This window comes from Spirochaetota bacterium (assembly GCA_017999915.1).
GTDB lineage: Bacteria > Spirochaetota > UBA4802 > UBA4802 > UBA5550 > RBG-16-49-21.
The window spans coordinates 24962-36311 of the sequence record JAGNKX010000013.1; the positions used below are offsets into that span (position 1 = coordinate 24962).

Here is an 11350-nt window from a genome sequence, read left to right on the forward strand (position 1 = left end):
CATCCGGTTTATCAAGATCCAGCCGTCAATCCGGGCAGGCGGCCGATAAATAATAAATGCAAATCATTCTATTTTATTGATATATTTACCAGAACCCGGTTATCCAGCCTGATCATAGTCGTGTGTTTTCAGGATGCCAGGAATATCCCCGTCAATGACCCGGTTGGTTCCTAACATGCAAATCACCGCCACAAAGGACGCCGACTGCGCCTGAGACATGACGTTATGGATGTTGATCCGCAGCGGAAGGTCATTTGAAGCGAGATGTTCCTAACATAACTCCGATTCATCGTAGCTTCTGTAAAACCATCGGGGTTTCAGGGTGTTAGGCTCCCGTGTCTTTTTTGCTTTAATGAAGAAGTACTTGCCGAGATATTCTTTTTGGAACTTCACGAGCCTGAGGATCTTCCTGACGCTATACACCGAATTGGCGCTGTTCAGGTCCTCGACATCGCTGCAGAACATCGTTTCTATGTCGAATCCGGCATGGTTCAGAATACCTATGAGCTCGTTTTTGCTGTATTCCCTGTTGTGCCTTCCGTAAATGCCGTAGCCGGAGTATGTGTCATTTATGTTGATACCGGCGAGGATGCTTGCGACGTTGTACAGCCTGTTGACGTTGGGGGTTGTCAATATCAGGGTTCCGCCTTTTTTCAATACCCGGTGTATGTTGATCAGGGCGTAGAGGGGATCCATGGTCAAGTGCTCAATCACTTCGCAGAATAAAATTACATCGAAACTCCCCGGGGGGAAGGGGAGTTCTTCTTTTTCGATATTATTGTTGTAGTACTCGAATACCATTTCCCCGTCATTCTTGCTTGACTTCCTTTCGGAATATTTTCCCGACTGGTCCCCGAAAAAGTTCGTGCATACGAGGCTGTACTTCGTGAATTTTTTAACCAGCGTGGATGTGAAATAGGGATTGCCGCCTATTTCCAGCAGTGCGCCTGCGGTGTCCGGCGGGATCAGGCTGAGGGTATACAGGAACCTTTTAAAATCCTCCCGCAAGTAATTGGTGAATTCCCCGGTTTTGTCGTATTCGAATCGATAGGAGTCAAGCAGATGATAGAGAGATTCGAGGGTTTCTCCACGGGGAATCGTAAGGGTATGATGTAAAAAGGGATAATGTACCCCCTGTTTTTTTTTCTCTTTGATAAATATCCGTCTCACCGCTTTTGAAACGGCTCGCGCCGCTTTTCCGATAAATGGAATCGTATCAAGGTAATCCAGCATTTTATTGATAGTGTCTATCGTCATTCTGTCTAAAACCTCACTGGAGAAGGAGGTTACAGCGTTAAGGCCGCGTCAAGAAAAAAATATCCTGGGGGATAATGCGGGTTCCCTGAATTCAGGGTATTCTCGGGGCAGCATTGCATTAGTGCGACATATCGCTTTTATTAATCATAAAAAAAGGAGAACTTGCGTTCTCCCTCAGAGGAATAACGGGCTGCGTGTATGGCGATGTGATATTAATTGTTAGAATTCTTCAAACCCATCCTGCTTCATTATTTTCTTCATGTGGCTGTCATGGGCGGCGCGGGCGGCGGTCATTGTTGCGGCCCGCTCTGACGAATCCTTTTTGCTGACGTTGCCGGCCGGTTGCGGCTTGGCCGTTTCTTTTCGTGCCTGTTTGGCCGCAGCCTGGCGCGTCTCGGCGCTCTTCCGCCCGGATTTGACAGCCATGGCGGTCCTGACCTTGAATTTCTGCACCATGCCAAGGAGCTCCTGGGCCTGGTTCGACATCTCCTCGCTGGCCGAAGCCGTCTCCTCCACCAGGGACGCGTTCTGCTGGGTCATGGTATCCATCTCCGAGATGGCGGTGTTGATCTGGTTGATCCCCTGCTTCTGCTCCTGGCTCGCGGCGGTGATCTCGCCGATGATCCGGGCCGACACCTTGGCCGCTTCGGCAATCTCCGTCAGGGAGTTGCCGGTTCTGTTCACCAGCTCGGTGCTGGACTCCACTTTCGCCACGGTGTCCCTGATCAGGGACTCGATCTCCTTGGCGGCGTTGCCCGAGCGCTGGGCGAGGTTCCGCACCTCGCCGGCCACGACCGCGAAGCCGCGCCCCTGCTCGCCGGCCCGGGCCGCCTCGACGGCGGCGTTCAGCGCCAGGAGGTTCGTCTGGAAGGCGATCTCGTTGATGACCGCGATGATATCCGCCACCTTCTTGCTCGATTCGTTCATCTCGGTGATGGAGGCCACCGCCTCGATGGCGATCCTGTTGCCCTCCATCGACTTGGATACTCCCTGGTCCGTAAGGCTGCTGGCGCGCACCGCGTTTTCCGCGTTCTGGTTGATGGTGGCCGCCGTTTCCTCGATGGTGGAGGCTATCTCCTCGATGCTCGATGCCTGCTCACTGGTGCGCTGGGACAGGTTCTGGTTGCCGCTGGAGATCTGGCCCACGGCCTGCACCAGGTTCTCGGAGGACTCGACCACGCCGGTGATGAGCTCCTCCAGGCCGTCCGCCGCCGTGTTGAGGGCCGCCGCGATCTTGCCCATCTCGTCCTTCCGGTCGTCGTCCTCGAGCCTCCATGTGAAATCGCCGTCGGCCAGGCTCCCGGCATACCGTATTATCCTCTGCACCGGCTTGACGATGGACCGGGTTAACAGTATTATGATCCCCCCGATGACCGCGGTTATGACCAGCATTATCACGATGATCCCGATGGTCAGGCTCCGTATGCTTTCCCTGACGTCCTCGATATACAGGCCCGTGCCGATGACGTATCCCAGGGGCTTGAAAAGCTGCACGTAGGTTATCTTCGGCACGATCCTGTTCTTGTCGTCCTTGTACTGCCACCGGTATTCGACGAAACCCGCTCCCTTCTCCTTGCACACCGTGGCCATTTCCACGAAGAGCTTTTTCCCGGTAGGGTCCTTGTAATCGCCCAGGTCCTTCCCCTCGAGGCCTGCGTTGAAGGGATGCATGATCATCATGGGGCTCAAATCGCTTATGAAAAGATAATCCTTGTTTTCGGGGCCGTATTTCATGCTCCTGAGGCGGGAGGTTATCCTGCGCTCCATTTCCTCCTTTGTTACGGTCCCTTGTTCGTATTCAGCATTGATGCTGTTGCAGTAGCCAATGGCGATGGCCACCATGTTTTTCAGGCTCTCTTTTCTTTCGGATACGATCTTGTCCTCAAGGGTCGGCAGGATATAGAGTATGATCGTAGCCGCGAAAATAAGGACCGTCACCAGCAGTACGCCGAATATCTTGTATCCTAATGAAATGTTTTTCCAGGATAGTTTCATGGTGCGGCCTCCTTTCCCTCTAACTGTTTCCTGAAAAACTCCCTCCTTGGAGTTTTTCAGGGTCGGTTTTACGAAGTGAATTCGTAAAACCTCACATTTTTCTCGGCTAATGCCTCGAAAAATGGCGATACATCCATGTATCGCTTAGCGGTTTGCTGTTTTTCAGCAAACTGCTAATAAAAAATTATTTAATGAGGGATGATAACGCTGCTCCCCTCTTTTCGTAACTGCATGATATTTCCCACTCTTCATAATAACCAGGCGCCGGACATTATCTCCTGATTAAAAAGATATTTGGACGAGTAATAAAAAACAATAGCCATAGTAACGAGAATGTATACAAGAAAGAGGTAAACTCTTGTAGGGAAATTCCCTTATCATGGCAAAAAGATATACATCAGGAATCTATTTGTAATGATTAGAGTTGTTGCAAAACTAAGTATTTTAATGGGGTCTTAGGGGCGTAGCCCCTAAAAGCCCCCCGCAGGGGGTCCCCTGCGAGCGCGAGACGCAGTTTCGCAACAAGTCAACTATTTGCAGTTGACAGAACAAATGAAAATGATTAGAATTTCATTAAGATTGCTTCGTCGTCCCGATGGAATCGGGACTCCTCGCAATGACAGGTTTGATCATTATCTGCCAATTTTAAAATAGCTTCTACAAAAGTGACCTGGAGTGGCGACATGGACAACCATATCAAGAATGCCGAGCTCTACCTGGCGGCGCGGCTGGCCGAAGGGGACCGGCGGCCCGATCTCCACAAGAATATCTCATCCGTGTATCAAGCCTATCTTAAGATCATCCGGGAGCGGCCGCAGGATTACGCCGCTGAAGTGGGCGATATGTTCGCGGTTCCCAGGGCTGAGCAGCTGGACCGCAGCGAGAATTTCCGCTCCCTGTATGAGCGGCTGAAGCACGGTGAGCGCGTGAAGGCCTACGGGGAGCGGAAGCGCGCCGTTGAGGGGTCCACAGGCTACGGGGACCTGTACGCGAACATGGAAGAGGCCAGGCGGAAGACCGAGGAGCTCCTGCCCGTCGAGGACAGGCGCCGAGACCTGCTCCAGGAGTTCATGGCGGCGCTGGTCTCGTGGCGCGTCGCGATCCCGAAGAACAAGGCGGGTTCCAGGAATTCCGTTTTGGCCGCGTGGGAGAAGCTTAAAGAGCTCGACCCTGATCTCTCCTGGGAGCGCCTGCGCTCCTGGCCGCCCTACCGCAACTGCCTCTATCATAATGATGAACAGCTCTCGCTCCTGGAGCGGTGGTTCGGGGAGGCGCGGAAATGAACAAGGACATCCAGGACTTCATCGACAATTACAAAAAGATGGTGGATACGTACCGGCCGAAGGTGAGCGCGGACAGCGCGGCGCTGCGGGAGGCCGACGAGTACCTGGTGAAGATGGCCGACGCCGGCAAGGGGTGCGCGGACATCGGCTCCTTCCTGGCCCTGGCGACCGAGCAGGACATGATGAATCGCTTCTCCTCGGTCCTGTCGAAGGTGGCCATGGAATCGCTGAAAAAACCGGCCGGCGCCGCCGCGTCCATACCGCCGGCCTCGGACGCGGCCCTGGGCTACCACAAGGCCTACGAGGCGATGGCGGACAAGGCGAAGTTTCCCGAGACCTGCAGGGTCTACGAGCGAGTGTTCCAGATCGAAAAGGAGTCAGCCGACGCCGGGGAATTCTCGTCGCGGATGGCCCGGGAGGGCCTCTTCGTGAAGATGGCCACGGTCAACCTGGTGGAGACCTTCCGGCCCCTGGCCGGCCAGGCCGACGATATCTCCCTGCCGGTCATGTCCTTTCACAACCGCTCCATGCTGGAGATGGCGCAGAAGGCAACGAGCTCCATTGAGGTCGAGTACGAATCGCAGCGGCTCCTCGAGCTGAACCGGATGGAGCTCGCCTGGGACACGATGCTCAACAACGACCTTTTCTACACCCTGGGCAACGCCACGTCAAGCTATCTCATGGCCCCCACGGAGGAGCACCGCCAGGAGGTGGAGAACGCCAGCCGCTTCGTGGCGGAGTTTTTCGGCGTCGACGACGAAGAGCTCTTCCGGATACCCCGCGTGGTCGACCTGATCGACAAGGTAATTCTTAAATCCCTGAACAGCGGCACTGGCGGCAAACGCTACACCAGGGAGGAGTTCATTGCGGAGCAGCGCGGCGTGGTCCAGGCCTGCCTCCAGGGGAAGCCCCCGGTGGAGAAGGGGCCGGCGCCGCGGCGCTCGGCGATCCTCTGGGGAAAGGCCGTGCCCCTGGACGGCGTCCTCGATGCCCTGCGGAACCCGCAGCGGCCGGAGGAGCTGGGGAAGTGATCCCCATTATGCCGATGGTAATAATTTCTTTAAAAGAGGAATTAAATCAGAGATATCATGAATTATGGTATCCCAAACAATATCGTTATTAATATCAAAGTATCCATGTATCAGTCTGTTTCGCATCTCGATCATCTTTTTCCATGGAACTTCGGGATTCAGTTCCACCATGGCTGGTGAAACATTATTTGCCGCCTCGCCGATAACTTCGAGCAACCGCACGATGGCAAGGCCAAGGATTTCATCAGTATCAAGATCTATTCTTGATTTAGTCTTCATAAAAAGCGCTGATTTTTTCCGCCGCGTCAATAGCGTGTTTTACGTAGACAAGATCATCCCGCATCATACTGCACCAACGCCTCGTTTATTACATCTTTACGGAAATAGCGGCTTAAATCCTCTGAGGTCCGCATGTCTACTTTGCGTCCACCCATTAGTCGGGACAATTCTTCTTCCATGTCTGCTAGCTTAAAGAAACCGGGGACGTGGCCCTCCTCGAAGCGCACGAGGACATCAATATCGCTCTGTTCATTGAAATCTTCACGCAATATAGAGCCGAACAATGACAGTTTTTCTATGTGATTGCGAACACAGTACTGCTCGAGTTCCTGATGATTTATGTTAATGCTGATCTTCATATCTAAATAATTATCAGTACCGCCATGATTGTCAAATAATAATTTATATCAATGGAATAACGCTTTGAGAATTATCATCTCATGCATCGGGAAGCTCATTATTCAGGAGTTCAATCCGCGCCTTCACCCGTCTGTAATTAATTCAAAAAATCCATACAAATCATTGACTGTTATTCAGAATTTTAGTATATTATTAAAAAATAAATAGCAGGATCCTGAAAAAGCCTGTTATTATTACGGAGTAAAAAGAATGAAAGGAAAACCGGGTAAATACAACACGACCTGCTCCAACCGATTCAGCGGATCGGTATTGATCAATAGGGTTTACGAAGCGGGCTCGAAGGAAGAGGCTGAGACCCGGGCGTTTCTTCACTGCCTGAAGGCCGGCAACGACCTTGACGACGTCGAGATCGAAGCCGAACCGATTTAACCTGCCATCCTGTCATGATATGTCAGGGTGGTTTTAAGATATAGTTTAGGATGTGATGACTGTGAAAAGACATTCAAACAAAGGAGAAAAAACCATGAAGACATATACATTGCCGGATTTGCCCTATTCATTCAGCGCCCTGGAACCCCATATCGACGCGAGGACCATGGAGATCCACCATGGCAAGCACCATGGGACCTACGTGACAAAGCTGAATGCCGCCCTGGAAAAGCACCCTGAGCTCTTTGACGAGCCCCTGGAGCGCCTCATCGCGGACCTCTCAGGCGTCCCGGAGGACATCCGCGCCGATATGAGAAACAACGGCGGCGGCCATCTCAACCACTCCCTGTTCTGGAAGATACTGGCCCCGGACGGGGGAGGGGCCCCGGTGGGAGACCTGTCCACGTCGCTAATAAAGAGATTCAGTTCCGTTGATTCCTTCAAGAAGGACCTGGAAGCCGCGGCTTTACAGCGCTTCGGCTCCGGCTGGGCCTGGCTCTCGCTGAACAGCGTCGGCGAACTGGTGGTCCATTCAACGCCGAACCAGGACAGCCCCCTCATGGAGAGACTGGTGCCGGTCATCGGCCTTGACGTGTGGGAGCACGCCTACTATCTCTCCTACCAGAACAGGCGCGCCGATTACATCAACGCCTTCTGGAACATCATCAACTGGAGGCAGGCGGATATCAACTACCGGGAGGCATTGAATACGATCGCTGCATTGAATCCTTCCGTGTCGGTACGGAGAGCGTCCTGACCGATTTTAATAAGCCGTTATAACGAAGGCGAGGATGCGCATCCTCGCCTTCGTTGCAATGAATAAAAAAGATTTGCCCTGTATCCGCTAAATCGCGGTATATCATGTAACAAACCGGGTATCATAATTTTCATATTGATTGATCCTGAGATTGTCCATACATACTCGATGGCGACACCGATGCGGTGAAATCTACGTACAGGTAACGAACATGATTCCATTCATGCATATCGGAATGGCCTTTGCCCTGTTCACGATAATATATTTTTTGACCAGGCGGCCCCTCAAGCTGAAAGATATCATCGCGTCGCTGTTTCTTTTCTTTCTCGCCCTTCCCATGGCGATCAAGGTCTTTTCCAGGGAAACGGCAGGCCTCACCACGCCGGAAATGATGCTGTCCATCGGCAGTTATCCGTACCTGTACGGGCCCTTCCTGTACCTCTATACGAAATTCGAGATAAGCGAAAAGCCGGTTTTCAGGAAAAAATACCTGCTCCATTTTTTACCCTTCATCATCGCGATGCTTGTCGCCCTTTTCGTTCCGGGGCTGAACCGGCAGGCCCAGGCCGTAAATCTGAAGAATAGCGCCGCCAATAAAGAACAGCTGAACAAAATGGCCTCGCAGGCGCAGCCGAAGAAAGTGATCGGACCTAAGATGTCCCGGCAGAGGGCAGGGGGCGGGGATATGACTCCTCCTCCCGGCGACGACGGTGGAAGAATGCCGCCCCCGGACCACTCCAGGATAAACATGATGCCGCCTCCGGGCCATGACCACGGGCGAATGCCGCCGCCGCGGCCTGGCGAGCCCGGCGGTCCTCCCGACGGAAAGTTCCGGCCGGGGGACCACGGCCCCGACGGACCTCCTCCCCTGGAGCCGGTGCCGCCCGAAATGGCCTTTGACTCCATGGCGGCCGTGCAGATACCGGGCGCCATAACGGTGCTCTACTTCATCGGTTACAGCGTCATAGTGATAGTGATGCTGCGGAAACACAGGAAAAACATTTCCGAGTACTTTTCCTATGATTCGTACAAGGTGAACCTCAAGTGGCTCCGGTGGATAACCATATGCTTTGTCGCGGCTTACTCCTTCGTGTTCCTTTCAATGCAGCTGAAGCCCGAGCTGTTCACCCATCCGTACCTGGACCCGAGGATGACGCCGGACATAGCCCTGGCCTTTTTCATTTTCGCCTTCAGCTTCTTTTCCATAAAGCAGCCGGTCATTTTCGTCAGTCCGGGCCAGGAAGAAAAGAACGGTCCCGGACAGGAAGAAAAACCGGGGGGCCCCGGGGAGACGGCGGCGCCCGGTAGCGGCAATGGCGATGAGGACAAATCCGAACAGAAGGAGCGCAGGTACGAGAAATCCGGTCTGAAGGAAAGCGACGCCAGGAAATACCTGGACGCTCTCGAACGCTATATGAATGAAGAAAAGCCCTATCTTGACAGCGAGCTGACCATCGTCACGGTCTCGGAGAAGCTCGGCATTCCGAGGCATTACCTCACCCAGGTAATTAACGAGCACTTGAATAAGAATTTCTTCGTGTACATAAACGAATACAGGGTCAACGAGGCCAAGCAGAAGATGTCGGACGAGACGTACAGGGACCACACCATCCTCAGGATAGCCTATGATTCCGGGTTCAACTCCAAGTCCGGTTTCAATATCATCTTTAAAAAGCATACGGGCTTTACCCCCACCGAATTCAGGAACAATTGCGGATTGTAACATCCACGACGTTACACCGCCAAAAATTCAATCCTGCAAAATTCACCGTAAAATCAGATTAATTACTTGATATCTTGTGACAAATTTTTATTTTTGGATACTTACCTGATAAACGCGAATCCCTAAGAGGAGGAGTTTTGGATATCAACGACTCACATCGTCCGTGGGGGTATTTTGAAAACCTCACTGACGCCAACAACCATAAAGTGAAACGAATAACCGTATTTCCGGGAAAGCGGCTGAGCCTGCAGAGCCATGAGCGCCGGGCCGAGCACTGGTATGTCGTGGAAGGCACGGCCCTGTTCACCTGCAACGATTCGGTCCTGGAGCTGCGGCCGGGCCACGCGGTCGACATAGGCCGCGGCGACCGGCACCGCATCGAGAATATCGGCGCGAAGAACCTCGTGTTCATTGAAATTCAAACGGGCGACTATTTCGGAGAGGATGACATTATCCGTTACGAAGACGATTTCGGCAGGGTCCGCGCGTAATAGTTCCCCGGCTTACCGCATAACACGTTACATACAGGCAGGAGTTGTTCATGATAACCGTACAGGGTATTACGAAACAGTTTGGGGATATAAGGGCGGTCAATAATATCTCCTTCACCATCAGGGACGGGGAGATAACCGGCCTCCTGGGGCCCAACGGCGCCGGCAAGACCACGACGCTTCGGATGCTGACCTGCTACCTGAAGCCGGACAGCGGCGCCATATCCATCGGCAGGTACAACGTGGACGACAGTCCTGTCGAGGTGAGGAAGATCATCGGGTACCTGCCCGAGTCCGCGCCGGTCTACGGCGACATGCTGGCCTACGATTACCTCGCCTACATCGCCGAAGTGCGGGGCATCAGGGACGAAAACCGGATCGCCGAGATCGCGGACCTCTGCGGGATCAACGAGGTGATGCACCAGGGCGTCGGCGAGCTCTCCAAGGGCTACAAGCAGCGACTCGGCCTGGCCCAGTCTATGATCCACGACCCGGACATCCTCATCCTGGACGAGCCGACCAGCGGCCTTGACCCGAACCAGATCATCGAGATACGCAATCTCATCAGGGAGATCGGCAAGAAAAAGACCGTCATCCTCTCCACGCACATACTCCCGGAAGTGGAAGCGACCTGCGACCGGGTGATCATCATCGACCACGGCGCCATTGTCGCCGACGACCGGACCGAGAACCTCCAGAGCATGTCCGGGGACGAACGGCTCGTCCTCGTCGGCGTCTCCGGAACCGATTTCCGGACCCTGTCCGGCGAAATTTCGAAGCTTCCCGGCGTCACCCGCGTGGAGGAGGTCCCCGGGGGCGAACTGGTTTCGGCCCGGGTGACGACCGGCGGCACCGCGGACCTCAGGCCGGAGATCTTCAGGCTGGCGGCCGCGAAGAGCTGGACCCTCTATGAGCTGACACAGGAACAGCGGAGCCTGGAGCGCGTGTTCAGGGACCTGACCGGAGGAGGAGTGAAATGAACATCAAGGATCTGAAGATAAAGGATATGCTGCGCTCGGCCGGCGATACGGCCATGGTCTACCTCCATGAGCCCCTGGCCATCATGAAAAAGGAGCTCATGACCTATTTTTACACGCCCATTGCCTACATCGTCATCACGGCCTTCCTGATCGTGACCGGTTTTTTCTTCTTTAAAGATTTCTTTTATTTCAACCAGGCGGAGATGCGGGGCTTCTTCCAGTTCCTGCCCCTGGTGCTCACCCTGGTGGTGCCCGCCATCACCATGCGCCTCTTCGCGGAGGAGATCCACAGCGGGACCATCGAGACCCTCATGACCCTCCCGGTGACCACGGCCGAGGCCGTGGTGGGGAAGTTCCTTGCCGCGACCGCCTTCGTGTCCATCATGCTGGCGCCCACGCTGGTCTACCTCGTCACCATCGTCATCGTGGGATCGCCTGACCCGGGCCCCATCATCGGCGGCTACCTGGGGTCGATCCTCCTGGCCGGGGCTTATTCTTCTGTGGGGATATTAACCTCGTCCCTCGGCCGGAACCAGATCGTCGCCTTCATCGGCGGCCTGGCCGCGTGCTTCTTCCTCTGGCTCATCGACAAAATCACCATTTTCCTGCCGGCGAAGCTGGCCTTCATCGAGTTCCTGGGGACGGACTATCACTTCAGGAACATTTCTCGGGGGATCATCGATTCGCGGGACATCATTTATTTCCTGTCCATCATCGTCATATCGATCCTCCTGACGACCAAAATCCTTGATGACCGGAGATAGC

General features: G+C 53.9%; 11 protein-coding genes and 1 pseudogene. 8 read left to right on the forward strand and 4 right to left on the reverse strand.

The features are described 5' to 3' along the window. Positions 1-270 precede the first annotated feature (270 nt). Complete coding sequence (locus KA369_17605; GenBank protein ID MBP7737803.1) at positions 271-1257, reverse strand: methyltransferase domain-containing protein; 987 nt, start codon at positions 1255-1257, stop codon at positions 271-273. Between the two features lie 219 nt (positions 1258-1476). Further along, positions 1477-3252: a cache domain-containing protein gene (locus KA369_17610; GenBank protein ID MBP7737804.1), complete on the reverse strand. Its 1776-nt coding sequence runs from the start codon at positions 3250-3252 to the stop codon at positions 1477-1479. A 683-nt stretch (positions 3253-3935) separates the two neighbouring features. On the opposite strand from KA369_17610, the gene KA369_17615 reads away from it, so the two are divergent. Both KA369_17615 and KA369_17620 read left to right on the forward strand, forming a co-directional pair. Then, positions 3936-4535 carry a hypothetical protein gene (locus KA369_17615; GenBank protein MBP7737805.1) on the forward strand — a complete coding sequence of 200 codons (600 nt, stop codon included), beginning with the start codon at positions 3936-3938 and terminating at the stop codon, positions 4533-4535. Next, positions 4532-5566 carry a hypothetical protein gene (locus KA369_17620; GenBank protein MBP7737806.1) on the forward strand — a complete coding sequence of 345 codons (1035 nt, stop codon included), beginning with the start codon at positions 4532-4534 and terminating at the stop codon, positions 5564-5566. The genes KA369_17615 and KA369_17620 overlap by 4 nt, the downstream gene beginning before the upstream one ends. 6 nt (positions 5567-5572) lie before the next feature. Here KA369_17620 and KA369_17625 read toward each other — a convergent pair. Both KA369_17625 and KA369_17630 read right to left on the reverse strand, forming a co-directional pair. Beyond that, positions 5573-5912: pseudogene (locus KA369_17625) on the reverse strand (DUF86 domain-containing protein). Next, positions 5899-6204, reverse strand: coding sequence for a nucleotidyltransferase domain-containing protein (locus tag KA369_17630; GenBank protein ID MBP7737807.1), 306 nt, complete (start codon positions 6202-6204; stop codon positions 5899-5901). Before KA369_17630 ends, KA369_17625 begins: the two are co-directional and overlap by 14 nt. Positions 6205-6454: 250 nt before the next feature. Between KA369_17630 and KA369_17635 the strand changes: the two genes are divergently transcribed. The 6 genes from KA369_17635 to KA369_17660 all read left to right on the forward strand — a co-directional run bounded on the left by KA369_17635 (position 6455) and on the right by KA369_17660 (position 11349). Continuing rightward, positions 6455-6634, forward strand: coding sequence for a hypothetical protein (locus KA369_17635; protein ID MBP7737808.1), 180 nt, complete (start codon positions 6455-6457; stop codon positions 6632-6634). Between the two features lie 94 nt (positions 6635-6728). Next, positions 6729-7391 (forward strand): superoxide dismutase, encoded by a 663-nt coding sequence (locus tag KA369_17640; GenBank protein MBP7737809.1) that lies wholly within the window; start codon positions 6729-6731, stop codon positions 7389-7391. Positions 7392-7602: 211 nt separating this feature from the next. Next, a complete protein-coding gene (locus KA369_17645) occupies positions 7603-9114 on the forward strand; it encodes a helix-turn-helix domain-containing protein (protein MBP7737810.1) in 1512 nt (503 codons plus the stop codon). Positions 9115-9251: 137 nt separating this feature from the next. Continuing rightward, positions 9252-9605, forward strand: a complete 354-nt coding sequence (locus tag KA369_17650) for a phosphomannose isomerase type II C-terminal cupin domain (protein ID MBP7737811.1) — start codon at positions 9252-9254, stop codon at positions 9603-9605. A 50-nt stretch (positions 9606-9655) separates the two neighbouring features. Further along, complete coding sequence (locus tag KA369_17655) at positions 9656-10585, forward strand: ATP-binding cassette domain-containing protein (protein ID MBP7737812.1); 930 nt, start codon at positions 9656-9658, stop codon at positions 10583-10585. Between the two features lie 53 nt (positions 10586-10638). Beyond that, positions 10639-11349 (forward strand): ABC transporter permease subunit, encoded by a 711-nt coding sequence (locus tag KA369_17660; GenBank protein ID MBP7737813.1) that lies wholly within the window; start codon positions 10639-10641, stop codon positions 11347-11349. Position 11350: the final 1 nt, after the last annotated feature.